22 protein-coding genes are annotated in these 20,234 nt (G+C 36.6%); 1 reads left to right on the forward strand and 21 read right to left on the reverse strand.

What is annotated here, in order from left to right:
* Positions 1–154: 154 nt before the first annotated feature.
* The 15 genes from recO to rpsU all read right to left on the reverse strand — a co-directional run bounded on the left by recO (position 155) and on the right by rpsU (position 11,664).
* The gene (gene recO / locus CWO92_RS10085) at positions 155–907 is read right to left on the reverse strand and encodes a DNA repair protein RecO (RefSeq protein WP_101354083.1); all 753 of its coding nucleotides are present in this window, start codon (positions 905–907) and stop codon (positions 155–157) included.
* A gap of 59 nt (positions 908–966) precedes the next feature.
* Positions 967–1,113, reverse strand: coding sequence for a YqzL family protein (locus CWO92_RS10090; protein ID WP_101354219.1), 147 nt, complete (start codon positions 1,111–1,113; stop codon positions 967–969).
* Between the two features lie 161 nt (positions 1,114–1,274).
* Positions 1,275–2,198 (reverse strand): GTPase Era, encoded by a 924-nt coding sequence (era, locus tag CWO92_RS10095; protein ID WP_101354084.1) that lies wholly within the window; start codon positions 2,196–2,198, stop codon positions 1,275–1,277.
* A complete protein-coding gene (locus CWO92_RS10100) occupies positions 2,191–2,589 on the reverse strand; it encodes a cytidine deaminase (protein WP_101354085.1) in 399 nt (132 codons plus the stop codon). Before CWO92_RS10100 ends, era begins: the two co-directional genes overlap by 8 nt.
* Before the next feature lie 198 nt (positions 2,590–2,787).
* Complete coding sequence (locus CWO92_RS10105; protein ID WP_101354086.1) at positions 2,788–3,183, reverse strand: diacylglycerol kinase family protein; 396 nt, start codon at positions 3,181–3,183, stop codon at positions 2,788–2,790.
* On the reverse strand, positions 3,161–3,631 hold the full coding sequence (ybeY, locus tag CWO92_RS10110) for an rRNA maturation RNase YbeY (protein WP_101354087.1): 471 nt from the start codon (positions 3,629–3,631) through the stop codon (positions 3,161–3,163). Before ybeY ends, CWO92_RS10105 begins: the two co-directional genes overlap by 23 nt.
* 56 nt (positions 3,632–3,687) lie before the next feature.
* Positions 3,688–5,838, reverse strand: a complete 2,151-nt coding sequence (locus CWO92_RS10115) for an HD family phosphohydrolase (RefSeq protein WP_101354088.1) — start codon at positions 5,836–5,838, stop codon at positions 3,688–3,690.
* A 242-nt stretch (positions 5,839–6,080) separates the two neighbouring features.
* Positions 6,081–7,043 (reverse strand): PhoH family protein, encoded by a 963-nt coding sequence (locus CWO92_RS10120; protein ID WP_101354089.1) that lies wholly within the window; start codon positions 7,041–7,043, stop codon positions 6,081–6,083.
* A 2-nt stretch (positions 7,044–7,045) separates the two neighbouring features.
* Positions 7,046–8,233, reverse strand: coding sequence for a sporulation protein YqfD (yqfD, locus tag CWO92_RS10125; RefSeq protein ID WP_101354090.1), 1,188 nt, complete (start codon positions 8,231–8,233; stop codon positions 7,046–7,048).
* A 12-nt stretch (positions 8,234–8,245) separates the two neighbouring features.
* Positions 8,246–8,530 (reverse strand): sporulation protein YqfC, encoded by a 285-nt coding sequence (yqfC, locus tag CWO92_RS10130; RefSeq protein ID WP_101354091.1) that lies wholly within the window; start codon positions 8,528–8,530, stop codon positions 8,246–8,248.
* A 110-nt stretch (positions 8,531–8,640) separates the two neighbouring features.
* On the reverse strand, positions 8,641–9,072 hold the full coding sequence (locus tag CWO92_RS10135) for a YqfB family membrane protein (protein ID WP_101354092.1): 432 nt from the start codon (positions 9,070–9,072) through the stop codon (positions 8,641–8,643).
* A gap of 26 nt (positions 9,073–9,098) precedes the next feature.
* Positions 9,099–10,100: a flotillin-like protein FloA gene (gene floA / locus CWO92_RS10140; RefSeq protein WP_101354093.1), complete on the reverse strand. Its 1,002-nt coding sequence runs from the start codon at positions 10,098–10,100 to the stop codon at positions 9,099–9,101.
* A gap of 28 nt (positions 10,101–10,128) precedes the next feature.
* Entirely contained in the window at positions 10,129–10,887 is a 759-nt protein-coding gene (locus tag CWO92_RS10145) for an NfeD family protein (protein ID WP_101354094.1), read from the reverse strand.
* Between the two features lie 142 nt (positions 10,888–11,029).
* Positions 11,030–11,476 (reverse strand): GatB/YqeY domain-containing protein, encoded by a 447-nt coding sequence (locus tag CWO92_RS10150; RefSeq protein ID WP_101354095.1) that lies wholly within the window; start codon positions 11,474–11,476, stop codon positions 11,030–11,032.
* 14 nt (positions 11,477–11,490) lie between these two features.
* On the reverse strand, positions 11,491–11,664 hold the full coding sequence (gene rpsU, locus CWO92_RS10155) for a 30S ribosomal protein S21 (RefSeq protein ID WP_055739232.1): 174 nt from the start codon (positions 11,662–11,664) through the stop codon (positions 11,491–11,493).
* 206 nt (positions 11,665–11,870) lie between these two features.
* On the opposite strand from rpsU, the gene CWO92_RS10160 reads away from it, so the two are divergent.
* Positions 11,871–12,806, forward strand: coding sequence for a Na/Pi symporter (locus tag CWO92_RS10160; protein ID WP_101354096.1), 936 nt, complete (start codon positions 11,871–11,873; stop codon positions 12,804–12,806).
* A gap of 243 nt (positions 12,807–13,049) precedes the next feature.
* Here CWO92_RS10160 and deoC read toward each other — a convergent pair whose 3' ends face one another.
* The 6 genes from deoC to dnaK all read right to left on the reverse strand — a co-directional run bounded on the left by deoC (position 13,050) and on the right by dnaK (position 20,209).
* Positions 13,050–13,721, reverse strand: coding sequence for a deoxyribose-phosphate aldolase (gene deoC, locus CWO92_RS10165; RefSeq protein ID WP_101354220.1), 672 nt, complete (start codon positions 13,719–13,721; stop codon positions 13,050–13,052).
* 117 nt (positions 13,722–13,838) lie between these two features.
* A complete protein-coding gene (mtaB, locus tag CWO92_RS10170; RefSeq protein ID WP_101354097.1) occupies positions 13,839–15,194 on the reverse strand; it encodes a tRNA (N(6)-L-threonylcarbamoyladenosine(37)-C(2))-methylthiotransferase MtaB in 1,356 nt (451 codons plus the stop codon).
* 5 nt (positions 15,195–15,199) lie between these two features.
* Complete coding sequence (locus CWO92_RS10175; RefSeq protein ID WP_101354098.1) at positions 15,200–15,952, reverse strand: 16S rRNA (uracil(1498)-N(3))-methyltransferase; 753 nt, start codon at positions 15,950–15,952, stop codon at positions 15,200–15,202.
* 5 nt (positions 15,953–15,957) lie between these two features.
* Positions 15,958–16,896: a 50S ribosomal protein L11 methyltransferase gene (gene prmA / locus CWO92_RS10180; protein ID WP_101354099.1), complete on the reverse strand. Its 939-nt coding sequence runs from the start codon at positions 16,894–16,896 to the stop codon at positions 15,958–15,960.
* A gap of 23 nt (positions 16,897–16,919) precedes the next feature.
* Positions 16,920–18,047 (reverse strand): molecular chaperone DnaJ, encoded by a 1,128-nt coding sequence (gene dnaJ, locus CWO92_RS10185; RefSeq protein WP_101354100.1) that lies wholly within the window; start codon positions 18,045–18,047, stop codon positions 16,920–16,922.
* A gap of 332 nt (positions 18,048–18,379) precedes the next feature.
* Complete coding sequence (gene dnaK, locus CWO92_RS10190; protein ID WP_101354101.1) at positions 18,380–20,209, reverse strand: molecular chaperone DnaK; 1,830 nt, start codon at positions 20,207–20,209, stop codon at positions 18,380–18,382.
* Between the last annotated feature and the right edge of the window lie 25 nt (positions 20,210–20,234).

Raw genomic sequence — 20,234 nt, forward strand, 5'->3', positions numbered from 1 at the left:
CGTTTACACCCCCATTCAAAGAGATTTCAGATGTGTTATACTTTTATATAATTATTATATACTAATTTTAAATTATAAGAAAAAATTTGCAAGAAATACAGAACATAAATAAAGACTCTATTTCCTTTATGAAAGGAAGAGCCTTTATTCATTATCAAAAAATATCTTTGAATTTTTCTATTTGATCCAGGAATTTTTTTGATTTTAGGTGCAGACCTGAATATTCATCATAATACATGGTAATGGTTGTCCGAAGTTCCCTTTTTGTTTCTGGCTTAACGGAAATCGAACCCAGTCTTTGAATGTCAATATAATAAAAAAGACGTAAAAGTCGAATGCTGCTCTGTGAAATAGGCAAAAGATATGGATCCTTTTCAAAACACCGATGACAAATGAGACCATTTTCCCGAATAGAAAAAGCAAATGTACCATTTTTACTGCCGCAAACCGCACACTGATCCATAATTGGGTATAACCCTAAAACATTTAACATTTTCATCTCAAATATATTGGTAATGATATCTAAATCAACATCTTCGTTAATATAATTTAATGTTTGGTATAATAATTCAAACAAAAAAGGATTTCGTTGCTTTTCTTCGACACTTTTATCCAAAAGATCAACTATATACGATGCATATGCGGTTTGGAATATATCTTCTCGGATAGACCTCATGGAGGAAATCATTTCTCCTTGCTGAAGTGTCCCAAGACCATTTCCTGTTTGCACAAGAAAGTATCCATACGTAAAAAGTTGGGAAACAGCTGAGAGACGGCTGTTGGTCTTCTTTGCCCCCCTTGCCATCATCCCAAGTTTCCCAAACTCACGTGTATATACATTGACAATTTTATTCGATTCACCATAATCATGTGTTCTAATTACAATACCTTCACATTTTTGAAGCATCATATCCACCTTCCAAAGCAATCTTTATTTGCTTCATTCAGGTGATAACAGAAACTTTCTCAGGAAATTGGATTAAAATCAATTCCTGTGATTTCATGCTCTGTTTTCATTGGTTCATCTTGTCCTTCTTTTTCCAGTTCCTTAAAAAGCAAATAGGTATCAATACTACCAGTTTCAGCAAAAACTTTCCATGTAAACTCTAGCATATAAACCCCGCCTTTCATGTTGTGAAAACTCATGAAATCTTTAATAAAGCTTTAATAATTATAGCTTCACCAAGACTTCCTGAAATCATGTGACGTAAAAATTGCTAACAAAGTTTGATGTATAATTCATTTCATCACTAAAACACAACTTAAGGCTAACCTTAATATTCATCTTCCCTAAAACCAAAATCCCGCAATTGATTGATTTTATTTCTCCAATCTTTTTGAACCTTTACCCATAGTTCAAGAAATACCTTAGAACCTAATAAGTGTTCAATATCAACACGGGCTCTTTTCCCCACTTCTTTCAGCATACTCCCCTGTTTACCTATAATAATTCCTTTTTGAGAAGATCGTTCCACGATAATAGTTGCCATCACATGAACAACATCAGATTCAGATTTTTTCTCCATTTTATCGATTACAACCGCAATAGAATGTGGTACTTCTTCTCGAGTTAAGTGTAAAACCTTTTCTCTAATTAATTCAGAAACAATAAACCGTTCTGGATGGTCTGTTATCTGGTCCGCAGGATAATATTGAGGGCCAACAGGGAGATACTTTTGAATTTCTTCTAATAATTTTTCGGTATTATTGCCTTGTAATGCCGAAATTGGAATAATCTCTTTAAAATCAAAGAGACTCTTATACTGCTCAATAATAGATAATAATTCATCCGGATGTATTTGGTCGATTTTATTAATTACAAGAAATACTGGCGTCTTGACTCCCTTTAATTTATCAATGATAAATTCATCACCACGTCCTAGTCCTTCCGCCGCATTAATCATAAATAATATTAAATCAACTTCTTTTAATGTATTGGTTGCAACCTTCATCATAAAATCGCCTAGTTTATGTTTCGGTTTATGAATACCTGGAGTATCGATAAAAATCATCTGAGCTTCGTTTGTCGTGTAAACTCCCTGAACCTTGTTTCTAGTTGTTTGCGGCTTATCACTCATAATGGCAATCTTTTGCCCAATTACTCTATTCAGATAAGTTGATTTCCCAACATTAGGACGTCCAATAATGGAGATAAAGCCTGATTTATATTCCTTATCTTCGAATTGTTTATTACTCATGTAAGTCCTCCGGAGAAAAAGCACCAGGCAATAGCTCTTCCACTGTCAATTCTTTTGAATCGCCCTTTAAATTTGTAAGGATGATTTTCATATCTTTCGGACAAAGCTCAGATATTACTTGACGACAAGCTCCACAAGGGGGTACAGGACGGTTAGTATCTGCCGTAACGACTAATGCGGCAAAGGAAGTGTCTCCTTCTGAATAAGCCTTAAAAAGAGCTGTACGTTCAGCACAATTGCCAACAGTGTATGCAGCATTTTCAATGTTACAGCCTTGGTAAACCTTTCCGTCTGTTGTAAGCAATGCAGCACCTACTGCGAATTTAGAGTATGGTACATATGCTTTTTCCCTCGCTTGTTTCGCTTCCTCAATTAAATGATCTACGTTCATATTTCTTCCCCTTCAAAACTTATTTTACCACAAAATTGTCAATAATCACAGAATATTTTTAATTTGCTTGAAATTATTAAAAAATCTGACTAAAAAAGTTTATCCACTAAATTGCTGGATAAACTTATTTTAACTCAAATAAATGTTGGATTCAAATTCTACAATGGTAAAAACTGTTACGATCACTTGTTATCATTACTATATGAAATTTATTATTAAATGTGCAAATTTAGGAATAAAAATAACACATGCAATGATAACAGACATGATTGAATAGACTAAAACCGCTCCTGCTGCCAAATCCTTTGCTTGTTTCGCTAAAGGATGATATCCAGGTGCTGCCAAATCCACTACCCTTTCAATTGCAGAATTTACCAATTCTAAACTAACTACCCCAAAAATGGACAAAATTACAAATAACCATTCCATTAATGAAATTCGCAACAGAAAACTAATAGAGATTGCCATTATAGCTGCAGCAGCATGTATTTTAAAATTTTTTTCCGCTTTAAATCCATGGATAATACCACAAATTGCAAAAGAAAATGTTTTGTGCAGAGGAGTCTTTTGTTTATCTTTTAAGTCCATATTCATCTAATATTTCCTTTTGTAGTCCAAACATTTCTTTCTCATCTTCTGGTGTCATATGATCATATCCCAGCAGATGCAAAAATCCATGAAGGGCCAAAAATCCTAATTCACGCGAAAAAGCATGTCCGTAGTCATCGGCCTGTTCATGTGCTTTCGAAACGGAGATAATAATATCTCCAAGTACCCTTGGCATTTCGGATCCATTGATTTCTATTTCACCTTCCCCTAACTCTTCCATCGCAAAAGAAATAACATCAGTGGGCTGGTCCTTATCCCGGTATTCTCTATTTATTTCTCGAATTTTCTCGTTTGATACAAACGTAACCGAAACTTCACTTCCATTTTCAATCTCTAATTTATTTCCTGCAAAGTTCAAAAGACTTTCCACTAAATCAAAATCTTCTTTTTTTAATTCATTTGTTTCATCCATAAAATCCATGGATAAAGACATAATATCCACCTCTAAATATTCAATTTTATTGTAAATAACAAAGGGATGACGATGAATCAGCCGCTAATGCTTTTGTTATTCGGATACTCAATTCGGGAGTGAAATATACCGTTTAATGTTTCACAAAATGTTTTCTTTATTACTTCAAGTTCCTTTAGAGTAATGTCACATTCATTTAGCTGGCCATCCTGCAACCGCTCCTGAACAATGTTATGAATTAGCTCTTTAATTTGATCAGGCGATGGGTGTGACATGGATCGAACCGCGGCTTCCACACTATCTGCAATGCTAATAATAGCAATTTCCTTCGTTTGCGGCTTTGGTCCGGGATAGCGAAAAGATTCTTTATCGATATCCGGATTTTCTTCCTTAGCCTTGACATAAAAGTATTTAAGCAATGTTGTACCATGATGCTGTTCAGCGATATCAATAATTTCTTTTGGAAACTTATGCTTTCGCAGCATTTTACCTCCGTCCACTGCATGGGCAATAATGATATCTCTACTTACTTCTGGAGATAAGTGATTGTGCGGATTCTCCATATTTATTTGGTTTTCTATGAAAAACTGCGGACGCTTTGTTTTCCCAATATCATGATAATAGCATCCAACCCTTGCTAGCAAACCATTTGCTCCTACAGCTTCACATGCTGCCTCTGCTAAGTTTGCAACCATAACACTATGATGATATGTTCCCGGTGCCTCTGTTAAAATTTTCTTTAATAACGGGTGGTTCGGATTGGAAAGTTCAATTAATTTAATCGTTGATAATATTCCAAACCCAGCCTCAAAAAATGGAACAAGTCCGATTGTAAATATAGCGGACAACAAACCGGAGACAAGAGCAAATACCACAAAATATATGTATTCAATGTTCGAATACTGCCCATTTCCTAATAGTATTAAGGCAAATATCATCATCAAGTTAATAAGCGATACAAATAAACCTGCTTGTAAAATATTGGAGCGCCTGTTTCGATTAGTTAAAAATAATATCCCGGCAGTACCACTAAACAGAATATAAACAGCAATTTCAATATTGATCGTTCCGGCAAGCTCATCCCTAAAGATAATAGATCCACATGCAGCTAATAAAATCGTGACAATAAAAGCAAAGCGTTCATTTAACATGATTCGAATTAACATTGGCGCCAGGGCAGCTGGATAAATATAGCCTAAATTAGGTAAATCTGCATTATCAATATATCCCACAATTCTCATTAACAAAAGGGATATAACAAAAATAAAACTCACAAGTATTAAATATAGTTGTTTTTTATCTTCTGGGTACGATGTACTATGTATATAAAGATAAATAGGTGCAATCATTAATATGACAAACAAAGCAAGCCCGTAAAAAGGCTTTACTGTTGGATTACTTTTCAATAAACCAAGTATCTGCAACTGATGATATATATCCCTGTCAATAAGATGTCCTTCTTGAACAATAATTTGTCCTTGTAATATTTTTACTGGTTCCACATTTTCCATTGCCTGTTTCTGTCTCGCTTCAGTAAGTTGCCGATCATAAATATCGTTCGGTACAATCGCATATTTACCTAATTCTACAGCAGCTTCACGCAAGTCTCTATTTAAATTGGACTGATTAATTTTATCTGCTATTCGCAACCTTGCTTGAGATACTTGATCATCTCTTATTTTTTCACTCATTAAGGTTTCTACTTGTTCAATGACAATATTTCTCGCCTGTTCTAGATCATAATGATTGGTTTTTAGTAAAGTATAGAATATATCATCAGGTATCTTTTTCGTTACATCCTCATTTACATTTTTCGATAAGTCGGATTTTAATATGTGTAACTTCTCTGTATCGGATTTTTTTTCTGGCTTATCCTTGGATTTTTCTTGTACGCCAGGTTCATAATTTACATCATTCACAAAGTCAAAGATCGAGTTAATTAGGGATACTCTGTTTTGTACGGTTTCTTTTTTAAAGGTATAAACCTTACCTACTTCTTCTGCAGCTTTTTGGCGTTCCTCATTAGTTTTCGCTTCGTCTTCAACCGTTTTCGGAGAACGAACTGTTTTATCAGCAATGGAAAATAGCTCCATATTATAGGTCTGAGGCTTCACATTATAATAAAGTACTCCATAAATCAAAACCGACAAAATAAGTAACGTTATAATGGTAAATACTCTGTAGCTTAATAGAGTTCGTATTTTTCCAACATAATCTTGAATGTTCACGTACCTCTCACACCACCTTCAAATAACCTAAACGTTCTTCGAAGCAAACAGTTATAATATAAAAATTACTTTTAGAAATTGAGAGTTATGTTCTTCCCTAATTATGTAAAATCATATCAGTTTTTGTACAGAAATGCACTTCATTTTATAAAAAAACCTGAACAACAGGATGTTCAGGTTTTTAGGTAGTATTGACCTAATAACGGAAATGTACTTCTTGTTTTGCAAAAGCAATCGACACCTTAAGAAGAATACTGATTATAAGCATCAATTATCTTTGCAACTAGTGGATGACGGACAATGTCACTTTGTTCCAGATACACAAATGAAATCTTTGGAATATCTTTTAATATTTTTTCCGCTTCTATCAGACCTGATTGCGCACCTTTTGGCAAATCAACCTGAGTTCTGTCCCCAGTTATAACCATTTTAGAATTAAATCCCAAGCGGGTTAAAAACATTTTCATTTGTGCATGTGTCGTATTTTGCGCTTCATCTAAGATAACAAAGGCATCATCTAATGTCCTACCTCTCATATACGCAAGGGGAGCAATTTCAATCGTCTCCCTCTCTATTAGCCGAGCTGTATGTTCACTTCCCAATATATCATGCAATGCATCATATAATGGCCGTAAATAAGGGTCTACTTTTTCTTTTAAGTCACCCGGTAAAAAACCTAGGCTTTCTCCTGCTTCTACAGCTGGTCTGGTTAATATTATCTTTTTCACCATTCCATTTTTCAATGCGTGAACAGCCATTACAACTGCTAAGTAAGTTTTTCCTGTTCCCGCTGGCCCAATACCGAATACTAAATCATGCTTTTTAATTGCAGTAATATACTGCTTTTGTCCTAATGTTTTAACACGTATTGACTTGCCACGGGCATTTTTGGTTATTTCTTCATCATAAATTTCTTCAAAAAATTCCAATGTTCCTTGGTTTTCCATTTTTATAGCATATAGAACATCCCTGGAACCTATATTGATTCCTTTTCTAATAATTAATAATAGACGTTCTAATATTTTATTAACCCGCTCTACATCCTCTGTATTACCAGATATATGAACGGATTCACCCCTTGTAATGATGGATACTTTAAAAGATTCTTCCAGTAGTTTTAAATGGTTGTCTGATATTCCAAATAAAGAAATCGCTTCATTTGGATTTTGTAATTGTATCTTGGCTGTAATAATTTCTATTGACATTCTCAGTCTCCTTGAACAATTGGTTTTGCCTCTGCTATGTCTTCTATAACTTGGAAATACATCGATAATTTTACTTTACCATTCTCCACTTGTTCATGCAAAACATATTCATCCACTATTTTTGCATCATTTGGAATTTTTGTTTTCAAATCATTTACAGCAAGTTCTTTTGCTGCATTCACAGCTTGTGCTTTTGTATAATCTCTTTGAACTAGTTGCCTTTCACGTACTGTTTTGTGCACATATTCAATCGGGAGTGTCCATTTCAAAAATTTTATCGGATGTACATTCTTTTCTGTTTCATATTCTTTATACTTTATCTTGCCAAATCCCCAAAAAGGAATACTGAAAGATCCGATTTTTAAAGAATATTTTTTTTGTTCATGACCGGTAAATACTTGAAAATCTGATTGTAAAGGCAGCTCAACATCAGTTTTATACCATGTCTTCCCGTATACTTTTCCAATAGCGGCTATTGGTTTTTGATCTTCCTCTCTGCCAACCAGGCCAGACACCAATAATTCTCCTTTATTAACAAATTGATTGATTTTTACCATTGGAATCCCGGCCTCTACAAACATATCTACGATAATAGCCTTTTGATTTGCAACCAAATGTCTAGGACTCAAAGACTTCTTTTGTTTAGGCGTGTTTTTTTCTACCACGTGTAATTGGAAGGTTGTCCCATGTAAATCCACACCGACCCATGTTATGTTCGGAACTTTATTCGTCAACTCATGTTGGATTGATTCTAGGCTATCCATATTAAATTGTAATTTTCCAACTTGAATACCCATTTTATTTAATTCTTTTTTGATTTGGTGCTCTGTCTGCGGACTGGCGCCTTTTATCTGGATTCCCCATACAACATTGGACAGCAATGTAATAACTATAAAAAATAATATTAATCCTGTTAAAAAACCTGCATTTTTCAAAGTGCGCTTCCAGAGAAACGGCATACCTTGTCCACTTAAAAAAGATATACGACAATCAAACTTCCTTGCTTGATGCCGCAGCTTATGAAGATCCTGAAGTCGAATATAAAAGGTAATAGCATCCGTTCCCTGTCTTTTCACATTCCATATCAATAGACGGGTACGGGTGAGCTGATTAATGAACCGCTCTACCCCTCTCCCCTCCACTTTCACATGAATTGTCCCACCTAGAAATGTAATCCAATGATTTTTCAAGCCCTGTCACTCCTATTCATTCAAATAACTGACTGCATCTATTTTTCCTTCCAACAATATTTCTTCTGGTAAAATGGTTTTAATAACAAACGATTTTCCCTTTATTAACAATTGACCTTGTTTGAGAAGCAGCCTTACCTCCCGATCCGAGAAGGTAAGAAGTCCGCGGTGATTTTCTATGTAAATGTGTATTTGGCCAATCATGGTAATACGCGGCAGGTCCATCATGACATCTTGCGGAAGCTGCATCGTGTTGGTCATCAGATTTTGCAAAAGTCGGCTCCATTTTTTTGCCATAGAAAAGAACCCCCCTTTCATATCATATTTATGAATAAAAGTAAGGATTCAGCACCTATTTTTGTATTAATAAAAAAAATCCGTACCATCATACAACGGCACGGATTTTTTTACTTTCTCCTATATGGTTTTTTGGCGCGAGGAGGACCTAATATTTCGGATAAAATGATTCCTCGTACCAAATCATCACCATTATTTAAAAGTGACAGGTTCTCCCTTTTTTCAATATTGCTGACTTGTTTATTTATTTGTTCAAGTTTCTTTTGATAATACTCCTCTTGAATCTTTAAACGGTCGGCCTCAATTTGCGCCTCCAATTCTTCATCTCGATAGACATTATCATTACTTTTATTCTTTTTTGCCGTCTGAGATGGCGTCTGAGGAGAAAACTTTTTTGTATTTTCTTCCATGTTTTTTTGCATTTCTCCAAAGAGTGACTTTGGATTTGGAACAGGTTTTCCGCTTTTAGGTTTTTCAAGTTTTTTCTTATTTGCAAGAGCTCCAATAATACCAATGATTATTGCTAGCAAAATCGCTTCCAAAGGAAAAACCTCCTTCCTGCGATGTCTTATTCCGGCTTATTCGGATCTTTCTTTTCTCCCGTCATTTTTCCTATAGATCCTCTCATATCTGTATCTGATTCTATATTTTTAAAGTTCATATAGTCCATTACGCCAATATTTCCTGATTTCAATGCTTCCGCCATTGCTAATGGAACCTCTGCTTCCGCTTCCACTACCTTCGCTCTCATTTCTTGAACCTTGGCCTTCATTTCTTGTTCTGAGGCTACCGCCATCGCTCTGCGTTCTTCCGCTTTTGCCTGGGCGATTTTTTTATCCGCTTCCGCTTGTTCTGTTTGCAACTCTGCACCAATATTCTTACCAATATCCACATCCGCAATATCAATGGACAAAATTTCAAAAGCGGTTCCTGCATCAAGACCTTTCGTCAAGACAGTTTGAGAAATTAGGTCAGGATTTTCTAGTACCTTCTTATGATCTTCTGAGGATCCAATCGTACTGACAATACCTTCTCCTACACGTGCAATAACTGTCTCTTCACCTGCTCCTCCGACTAGTCTTTCAATATTTGCTCGGACCGTAATTCTCGCTTTTGCTTTAACCTCAATTCCATTCATGGCAACACCAGCAATAAACGGTGTTTCAATAACCTTTGGATTAACACTCATTTGCACTGCTTCTAATACATTTCGTCCCGCTAAATCAATAGCTGCACAGCGTTCAAACGACAATTCAATATTTGCTCGATGTGCTGCAATTAATGCATTTACCACTCTATCTACATTACCTCCGGCAAGATAATGACTTTCTAATTGATTAATACTTACCTCAATTCCCGCTTTTCTTGCTTTGATTAACGGATTAATAACTCTACTTGGGATAACTCTTCGCAGCCTCATTCCAACTAAGGTGAAAATTCCAATTTTTACTCCTGCAGCAAGTGCTGAAATCCAAAGCATTACAGGAACAAATGTTAATAGAATACCAATAATAATAACAGCTGCAATGATTCCAACAATTAATAAAACTGTTCCAGCTTCTAATACCAATCTAAATTCCTCCCCTTCATTAAATTCTTTAATTTTGATGCAGTCTTACAATAATTCTGACTCCCTCTACCTTTATTACCTTTACATAAACACCCGCTGCAATAAATCCTCCTTCGGTCACCACGTCTAATCGTTCTCCCTCAATATCAATGGTTCCAGCGGGTCTCAATGGAGTAATAGTTTTACCTATTTTGTCTAATAAATCGATTCGGCTTTTATTCGAAACATACCCTTTTTCCGTACTGACAGAGTCTTGTAGTACAATTTTTTTAAATAGTTTCATTCTTCTACCAAACACCTTTATCATAATAATCATTGCAATAATTGTAATAAGGAGGGCGATTATAATGGAAATTCCTGTATGTAGAAGGTTTCCCCCAGCCATTAATAAGGAGCCAATAATGGCCAAAACCCCTAGAAATCCTGCAATTGCCCCGGGTAAAAAAAGTTCTGCGATAATAAGAACAACCCCAAGGACAAATAAAATAAGAGAACTGAAATTAGCGTCACCTGTGACAATATGGCTAAAGTAAAATAAAACAAGCGCGATGATTCCGACAATTCCATAAAGCCCAAATCTCGGAGTATACAATTCCAAAACCAATCCTAAGCTTGCTAAACATAATAATATAGTAACCACAATTGGATTTGTTAAAAAATCTGCAAAACTTTCAATCGGACTCCTGGGAGCGACAGTTATCTCCTGATTCATAGCAGCATGGACAGGAAGCTTTACACACAACATAAAAATCATAAAACCAATTAACCCTGCAAACTGTTTTCTCAAGTAATCACCCCCATTTTACCTATTTTACGATATAGCTACTCAGAAAGTTTCATGAAAATACCAGAAATATTAAATTTTCATGTAACTATTCGATTATAAATAAAAAAGGTCGAAAAGTTACCTTCTCGACCTTTTTTATCAATTAAGACAAATGCTGCTGTACTTTTTTGTTTACGGCTGATCCATCTGCCTTCCCTTTTACTTTAGGCATAATGGCACTCATGACTTTACCTATATCAGCTTTTGAGGTAGCATTTACCTCACGAATTGTTTCTTCAACAATAGAAGATAACTCCTCGTCTGTTAGCTGTTTTGGCATATATATATTCACAAAAGTCAATTCCGTTTGAATTTTTTCAACTAGGTCTTCACGACCTGCCTGTTTAAATTCCTGGAGGGAGTCTTTACGTTGCTTTACTTCGCGAGAAAGGATTGTCAACTCTTCTTCTTCGGTTAAAACTTCCTTTTTAAGCTTAATTGCTTCGTTTTGTAATGAAGCTTTAAGCATACGAATGACAGAGAGTTTCTCTTTTTCTTTGTTTTTCATAGCTTGTTTCATATCTTCATTTAAACGCTCGAGAAGACCCATATTTTCACCCTCTATTAGAACTTACGTTTTCTAGCAGCCTCAGACTTTTTCTTACGTCTTACGCTTGGTTTTTCATAAAATTCGCGCTTTCTATATTCTTGCAAAGTTCCCGTTTTAGAAACTGAGCGTTTGAAGCGGCGAAGAGCATCTTCAAGCGATTCGTTTTTACGAACAACTGTTTTTGACATCTCTCTTTCCCTCCCTCCGAACACACTACGGTTACATGTTAACGCATGTAAATAAACCATGTACCATGCAATTATAATATAACCTTCCTATTAGGTCAACATTCTTCGATAAAACTATGAGAGAAGTACGGAAGTTTTCTATTCTTTATAACTTATTATCATCTCTAACCAATGCTTGCATATCATTATCTAGAGGTGACCTGTCCATGTTGTATCTTATCCTTTTTATTTGTCTGGTTGGAATCTTCATTCTCGGGATTACGTGGCTTAGAGTAGGGCTTTTCAATTTATCAGGCAAGGCGATGGAACAATGGTTAAAAAAAGTAACCAATACTCCTGTTAAAGGGATGCTTGTTGGCATTATTATGACCCCTATCTTGCAAAGCAGCGGCGCTGTGATGGTTATTACGGTAGGTTTAGTAGCGGCAAGGGTACTTGCATTTCCTCAAACAATTGGTATTATTTTAGGGACTAACATTGGTACAACCTTTACATTGGAATTTCTATCGTTTAATTTATCTGTTCTAGTTATACCTTTTTTGGTGCTAGGACTTATTTGCTTCTTTCTCCAAAAAACAAGATGGAAAAGTCTAGGTTATGTATTTGTGGGTTTCGCTCTCATTTTCGCAGCAATGCAAGCTTTTGAACAGCTGGCTGTTCCCTTTACCCAATTACCAGCCACTCAAAAATTGCTGTTGCTATTAAGCGACCATTTCCTGTATGCCTTTATTGTTGGGATCATTATGACAGCGTGTATCCAATCTAGTACGGTTATGACCGGCATTGCAATGAGCTTTTTAAGTGCACACATTTTCTCACTCGAAACAGGTATCGCCATTATGCTTGGAGCAAATATCGGTACATGCATTACCGGACTACTAGCCAGTGTAGGAGCTGGGGAAGAGGCTAGATTGACCGCTTATGCACATATATGGCTAAATGTTGGTGGAGCGCTCCTATGCATGCCGTTCTTAAGTCAACTATCGTTAATCTGCCAAGAATTATCCTCCAATCCAGAAACACAGCTTGCTCATGCCAGTGTTATTTTTAATCTGCTCTCTTCCATTCTAGTTTTACCCGTTGCTACGAAATTCGGTCAATTCATCATCAAGATTCATGGAAAAAAAACAATATGGAATTAAGAAAAGCGCAAGTGCTTTGCTCATCTGCGTACGGATGAGAAAAATTGGAAGTGTAATTTCACCCTCGTAGTCATCGACTGAGATAAAGGAAACAAGGCGAGGTTGTTCACGAGCAAGTGAAATTAGCACTTAAATTTCAACCGATGTTGACTTATCGTAGGGAGAAGATGGAGAAATCCACTAGCCGATAGGTACTGAAGCTAGACAGAAAAAAAAAAACGAGGCATAAAGCCTCGTTCTCTATTAATATTCTGCATCGCTTGCTAATCCTTTTACAATTTTCACACCAGAGCTGGCTCCAATTCTACTGGCTCCTGCTTGAATCATCGCCTCAGCATCGTCTACACTTCTAACCCCACCTGAAGCCTTTACACCTATTTTAGGCCCTACTGTTTTTCGCATTAAGGCAACATCTTCAGGTGTTGCTCCTCCTGTTGAAAAACCAGTTGATGTCTTTACAAAATCCGCTCCAGCTTTAACAGCAATTTTACATGCACGAACTTTTTCATCCTCTGTTAATAAAGATGTTTCAATAATTACCTTGGTTAAAGCTTTCCCTTTTGCAGCTTCTATTACTGATTTAATATCCTTCTCAACTAACTCCTCATTACCGCTTTTTAAAGCGCCAATATTAATAACCATATCTACTTCACTAGCACCATTTTCAATGGCATTCCTAGTTTCAAATGCTTTTGTTTCAGGAGTATTTGCTCCAAGCGGAAATCCAATTACTGTACAAACCTTTACATCTGTATCTTTAAGCAAATCAGCACAATATGGAACCCATGAAGGATTCACACAAACTGAAGCGAAGGAATATTCTTTAGCTTCCAGACAAAGGGTATGTATTTGTTCTTTTGTTGCATCTGCCTTTAATAATGTATGATCTATCATTTTTGCAATATTATTATCTATCATCAAGCTCTCCTCCTAACTATTCATTTACTATACCATTATTTTTATCATTCGTTCTTTATAAGCTTGCCCAATTAATCAGCATTTTGTAAAAAAACTGCAGAAATCTGCAGTTTTTTATATTGCCTTAAGTTCTTCTTTTGAAGTGGTATCCTCTAAAACACGAACAAATTGTCCCTCATTATATGGATACCCAGCTTTGGTTATTTTCACTCTAACAAGCTTTCCGACCATATCTTCTGTTGCCGGAAATACTACTTTCAAGTAATTGTCGGTATATCCTTCATATAATCCGCTATCTGGATCTTCCTTGTATTTTTCCTCAGGAATTACTTCTAATACTTCATTCTCAAATGTTGAGGAGTACTCTTTCGCTAATTGATCAGAAAGAGCAATCAAGCGATGTACCCGCTCATTCTTAATCTCTTCGTCGATTTGATCCGTCATCCTAGCTGCAGGTGTACCAGTACGTTTAGAATAAGGGAATACGTGAAGTTCAGAAAACTTATGATCTTTGATGAAATTATAAGTTTCCATGAATTCTTCTTCCGTTTCGCCCGGGAAACCAACAATAACATCAGATGTAACAGCAAGACCAGGCAAAGCCTTCTTTAATTTTAACAGTCTCTCTGCAAACTGAGCCATTGTATATTTACGTCTCATTCGTTTTAAAACAGTGTCTGAGCCGGATTGTAACGGTATATGCATATGTCTGACAATGATATTGGACTTTTCGATTACATCAATAACTTCATCAGTTAATTGACTTGCCTCAATGGAAGAAATTCGAATTCGTTTTAATCCTTTAACTTGTTCTTCTAAATCACGTAGAAGCATCGCTAAATTATAGTCCTTCAAATCTTGACCGTATCCGCCAGTGTGAATACCTGTTAAGACAATTTCTTTATATCCTGCATCCACTAATTGCTGTGCTTGGCGAACAACCTCTTTCGGATCTCTTGAACGCATTAACCCTCTTGCCCAAGGGATAATACAGAAGGTACAGAAATTATTACAGCCCTCTTGAATTTTTAATGACGCACGAGTACGGTCCGTAAAGGCTGGTACATCCAATTCTTCATAAACACGGTTCTTCATGATATTTTTAACACCATTAATTGGCTGACGCTCATTTTTATATTGTTCAATATACTCGAGCATCTTGGTTCTATCTTGTGTACCAACAACAATATCAACGCCCGGAATGGCCATTATTTCGGCTGGGGATGTTTGAGCATAGCATCCTGTTACACAGATAACTGCATCAGGGTTTTTTCTGACAGCTCGTCTAATCACTTGACGACTTTTTTTATCACCAGTGTTGGTTACCGTACAGGTATTAATGACATATACATCAGCGGTTGATTCAAAATCAACGCGTTCATATCCTTGATGTTTAAATAATTGCCATATCGCTTCTGTTTCATAGTGGTTTACTTTACAACCTAATGTATGAAATGCTACAGAGGACATGTTGATCACCTCATTAATTCTAAATGATAGGAAATTGCAGATAAAGCATATAATGGCGCAGTTTCTGTTCGAAGAATTCTAGGACCGAAACCACAAATTTCAAACCCATTGTTCCTTAAATGTTCAATTTCCGAGTTGGATATTCCGCCTTCAGGTCCAAATACAATTAATACCGTATCATCCTGCTTAAAGTTTTTCAACATTTTAGCAAAATTAGTGCTTTCACCTTGTTTCGCATTTTCCTCATACGCAACAATCTTGTGAGTATACTTGGAACTGATTTGCAGTATTTCTTTAAAAACAACTGGAGGCAAGACATTCGGTTTATATTGACGATGTGATTGCTCTGCAGCCTCCTCTGCAATTTTCAACCACCTAGTTACTTTTTTTTGTTCTTTTTTTACATCCCACTTCACAACCGAGCGATCCGCAATAAAAGGGATAAATTCAAATGCTCCTAGTTCTGTTCCTTTTTGAATAATCCATTCCAACTTATCCCCTTTAGGCAATCCGCTCGCTATGGTAACATGAACAGGCATTTCTTTATTCATTTCTTCCCATTTTACAATAGAAGCAATAACTGCTTCATTGGTAATATCCGTTATTTTGGCAATACATGCCTTTTGATTTTGAAAAACAACGTAAATCAACTCTTCCGGAGACATTCTCATAACTCGAGCTATATGATGAAAATGATTATTGGTTAACATTATTTCCTTTTCTCCAGAATAAGGTTTATCTAGAAAGTAACGCTGCACTTCTTTCACCTGCGCTTTGCAATAAATGCTATCCAATCTTCCATCACAATGGTTTCTTCAATAGTAAAGCCTGATTCAACGATTGCTTCTTTCACTTCATTCTTCTTTGCCTGAATAATTCCAGAAGCAATAAAGTAACCGCCCTTTTTTACAGCATTGGCAACATCGTCGGTAAAACTCATGATGACCTCTGCCAAAATATTTGAAACTACTACATCGGCCTGACTTTCGACACCATTTAAAAGATCATTTTTTGACACAGTAACAACATCCTGTACCTTGTTCAATTTAACATTTAATTTGGCAGATTGAACAGCTACCTCGTCTAGATCTAATGCTGTAACTTTCCCGGCACCTAATAGTGCAGCAGCAATACTTAAAACCCCAGAACCAGTACCTACATCAATAACATGATCATTTTTTTGAACGGTACGCTCTAAAGCTTGAATACACATAACAGTTGTCGGATGGGTTCCAGTTCCAAAAGCCATGCCTGGGTCCAATTCAATAATTAATTCATCACTATTTACCGGCTCGTATTGTTCCCATGTAGGCACGATTGTAAACTTAGATGATATCTTGACAGGATTATAATATTTTTTCCATGCAGTAGCCCATTCTTCTTCGTTCACTTCACTGATAGATACAGCATTCTTGCCTATATCAATATTAAATAATGTTAAGTTAGTTATGGATTGTTTTATTTCCTCAACTGTTTCTCCCAGAAAGCTATTGACTGGCAAATATGCCTTTATGATGACTCCTTCTTCGGGATAATCTTCCGGATCAAGCTGGTAGATCTCTCCAAATTGATCTTCACGATCTTTAGTAAGTTCAAATGGATCCTCAATGACAACCCCGCTTGCACCTGCTTCATGCAAAATATTGGAGATTGGTTCTACTGCCTCATTAGTTGTGTGAATCATAATTTCAGACCATTTCAAATCTTGCCAACTCCATTCATCGATTATTCCCCTTTGAATGCTTTCTTCATCTTATCGAAAAAAGATTCGTTTTGCTCATCAGGAACCGTTCCGCTAATCTCTGCGAATTCCCGAAGTAATTGCTTTTGCTTATCCGTTAATTTTGTTGGAGTAACTACTTTCACGTGAATATTTTGATCACCGACCCCATAGCCTCTAACATTTGGCACACCTTTTCCTCGTAAGCGGAATTTCGTGCCTGTTTGAGTTCCAGCCGGTACTTTTAGTTTCACTTTTCCATGTAAAGTTGGAACTTCTATTTCATCTCCAAGAGCTGCCTGTGTAAACGTAATCGGAACTTCACAGTAAATATCATCTCCGTCACGCTCGAAAAACTCATGATCTCTTACATGGAAAACTACGTATAGATCCCCTGAAGGACCTCCATTTATACCTGGTTCTCCTTGACCAGATACACGTAATTGCTGTCCATCATCAATCCCTGCGGGTATTTTAACATTGATTTTTCTGCGTTTTTTAACCTTTCCGCTTCCCCCACAGGTTCTACATTTATCCTTTATCAATTGCCCAGTACCATTACAATAATTACATACTCGTCTATTAACTATTTTACCAAATGGTGTATTTTGTTCGGTATTTAATTGACCGCTTCCATGGCAGTGTGGACAAGTTTCCGGTTTTGTTCCGGGTTTGGCTCCAGATCCATGACAAGTATCACATTCTTCTTCTCTTGGTATTTCAATCTCTGTTTCTTTTCCAAAAACGGCATCTTCAAAAGATAAGGTCATAGTATATTGAAGATTTGCCCCTTGTCTTGGCGCATTAGGGTCACGTCGTCTGCCACCGCCGCCAAAAAAGGTGCTAAAAATATCCTCAAAACCACCAAAGCCGCCAAAATCGCTTGCACCACCGAAGCCACCAAAGCCTTGATTCGGATCCGTATGTCCAAATTGATCATAATGTGCACGTTTATTATCATCACTTAAAACTTCATATGCTTCTTTTACTTCTTTGAATTTATCAGCTGCATCTGGGGCTTTATTTATATCAGGATGATATTGCTTAGATAGTTTTCTATAGGCCTTCTTAATTTCATCTTTTGAAGCATTTTTCTCTAGTCCTAAAACTTCATAATAATCCCTTTTACTCATAACAAACACACTCCCGAAACAATCAGCATAAAGGTAATTTTAACATTGACAGTTATAACAATCAATAAAAGAATAAGTTGGCGGTTACATCATAAGAAAAGTCAAAGCCAAGATGGACCTGACTTTGACTTTATCTTTTCCGGGACCTTATACTCAATAATCGCCCTTTGCTTTTTCTATTTGTCTAGCTATAGCGCCTATCGACTTGCGGATTTCTCCGTCTCCTCGCTACGATAAGTCAACAACAACCCGCGAACTACCTCGCCGTGTTTCCTTTATCTAGTCGAAGACTACGAAATGCGTACGCTGATGAGCAAGGCGCCTTCGCTTTTCTATTTATCGTCTTTTACTTCTTCAAATTCAGCATCTACAACATTATCGTCTTTTTTAGCCCCATCTTGGCCGGCATCTTGAGAAGCCTGTGCTTGTTTTGCTGCTTCTTCATATAGCTTCACAGATAGGTTTTGAACAATTTCTTGAAGAGCATCTTTAGCAGAACGAATTTCATCTAAATCATTTTTCTCAATTGCTGCTTTTAAAGCATCTTTTGCTTCTTCTGCTTTTTTCACTTCTGCTTGATCTACTTTGCCTTCCAGTTCTTTTAATGTTTTTTCAGTTGTAAAGACGAGCTGGTCAGCCTCATTACGTAATTCAACTTCCTCTTTACGTTTTTTATCTGCTTCAGCATTTTCTTCTGCTTCCTTAACCATACGTTCAATTTCATCATCAGAAAGTCCTGTAGATGATTTAATCGTGATGTTTTGCTGTTTACCAGTTCCTAAATCTTTCGCACTTACATTTACAATACCGTTTTTGTCGATATCAAATGTAACTTCGATTTGTGGGATACCTCTTGGTGCTGGCGGAATATCAGATAATTGGAAGCGACCAAGTGTTTTGTTATCAGCTGCCATTGGACGCTCACCTTGCAATACGTGAATGTCAACACCTGTTTGGTTATCCGCAGCTGTTGAGAATACTTGTGATTTAGAAGTTGGGATTGTAGTGTTTCGATCAATTAGTTTCGTAAATACTCCACCCATTGTTTCAATTCCTAATGAAAGTGGTGTTACATCTAGTAGAACAACATCCTTAACATCACCAGTTAAAACTCCACCTTGAATCGCAGCACCCATTGCCACAACTTCATCTGGATTTACCCCTTTATGAGGATCTTTTCCAATTTCTTTACGGATTGCTTCTTGTACCGCTGGAATACGTGTAGATCCACCTACAAGAATAACTTTATCAATATCAGATGGTGTTAAGCCAGCATCCTTAAGTGCTTGACGAGTTGGTCCCATTGTGCGCTCTACTAATCCAGCAGAGATTTCATCGAATTTTGCACGAGTTAATGTAAGCTCTAAATGCAACGGACCAGCTTCCCCAGCTGTAATGAACGGTAATGAGATTTGTGTTGATGCCACTCCAGATAAGTCTTTTTTCGCTTTTTCAGCCGCATCTTTTAAACGTTGTAATGCCATTTTATCTTTAGAAAGATCAATTCCATTCTCTTTTTTAAATTCAGCTACTAAATAATCGATAATTACTTGGTCAAAATCGTCTCCACCAAGTCTATTATCACCAGCTGTTGCACGAACCTCGAAAACGCCATCTCCTAATTCAAGGATAGAAACGTCAAATGTACCCCCGCCTAGGTCATAGACTAAAATAGTTTGATCTTCATCCATTTTGTCCAATCCATATGCTAATGCCGCTGCTGTAGGCTCGTTAATAATACGCTCTACTTCTAAGCCGGCAATTTTTCCAGCATCTTTAGTTGCTTGACGTTCTGCATCATTGAAGTATGCAGGAACAGTAATAACAGCCTTGTCAACTTTTTCACCAAGATATTCTTCAGCATAGGATTTCAAATATTGTAAAATCATTGCTGAAATTTCTTGTGGTGAGTAATCTTTGCCTTCAATTGTCTCTTTATGGTTTGTACCCATATGACGTTTAATTGAAATAATTGTATTTGGATTGGTAATGGCTTGACGCTTAGCTACCTCACCAACCTGGCGTTCACCATTTTTAAATGCCACAACTGAAGGAGTCGTACGATTTCCTTCTGGATTCGGAATAACTTTTGGTTCCCCGCCCTCAAGGACTGCAACACATGAGTTTGTTGTCCCTAAGTCAATACCAATAATTTTGCTCATGTTAATTCCTCCTACTTTTGTTATA

Origin of the sequence: Heyndrickxia camelliae (genome assembly GCF_002844575.1) — a bacterium.
Classification (GTDB): Bacteria; Bacillota; Bacilli; order Bacillales; family Bacillaceae_C; genus Margalitia; species Margalitia camelliae.

Bases quoted from the DNA above. Each gene is read 5' to 3' on its own strand.
- recO (WP_101354083.1), bottom strand. From the start codon at position 907: ATGCTTCAAAAATGTGAAGGTATTGTAATTAGAACACATGATTATGGT.
- CWO92_RS10090 (WP_101354219.1), bottom strand. From the start codon at position 1,113: ATGCTAGAGTTTACATGGAAAGTTTTTGCTGAAACTGGTAGTATTGAT.
- era (WP_101354084.1), bottom strand. From the start codon at position 2,198: ATGAGTAATAAACAATTCGAAGATAAGGAATATAAATCAGGCTTTATC.
- CWO92_RS10100 (WP_101354085.1), bottom strand. From the start codon at position 2,589: ATGAACGTAGATCATTTAATTGAGGAAGCGAAACAAGCGAGGGAAAAA.
- CWO92_RS10105 (WP_101354086.1), bottom strand. From the start codon at position 3,183: ATGAATATGGACTTAAAAGATAAACAAAAGACTCCTCTGCACAAAACA.
- ybeY (WP_101354087.1), bottom strand. From the start codon at position 3,631: ATGTCTTTATCCATGGATTTTATGGATGAAACAAATGAATTAAAAAAA.
- CWO92_RS10120 (WP_101354089.1), bottom strand. From the start codon at position 7,043: ATGTCAATAGAAATTATTACAGCCAAGATACAATTACAAAATCCAAAT.
- yqfC (WP_101354091.1), bottom strand. From the start codon at position 8,530: ATGGCAAAAAAATGGAGCCGACTTTTGCAAAATCTGATGACCAACACG.
- CWO92_RS10150 (WP_101354095.1), bottom strand. From the start codon at position 11,476: ATGGGTCTTCTCGAGCGTTTAAATGAAGATATGAAACAAGCTATGAAA.
- rpsU (WP_055739232.1), bottom strand. From the start codon at position 11,664: ATGTCAAAAACAGTTGTTCGTAAAAACGAATCGCTTGAAGATGCTCTT.
- CWO92_RS10160 (WP_101354096.1), top strand. From the start codon at position 11,871: ATGTTGTATCTTATCCTTTTTATTTGTCTGGTTGGAATCTTCATTCTC.
- mtaB (WP_101354097.1), bottom strand. From the start codon at position 15,194: ATGTCCTCTGTAGCATTTCATACATTAGGTTGTAAAGTAAACCACTAT.
- dnaJ (WP_101354100.1), bottom strand. From the start codon at position 18,047: ATGAGTAAAAGGGATTATTATGAAGTTTTAGGACTAGAGAAAAATGCT.
- dnaK (WP_101354101.1), bottom strand. From the start codon at position 20,209: ATGAGCAAAATTATTGGTATTGACTTAGGGACAACAAACTCATGTGTT.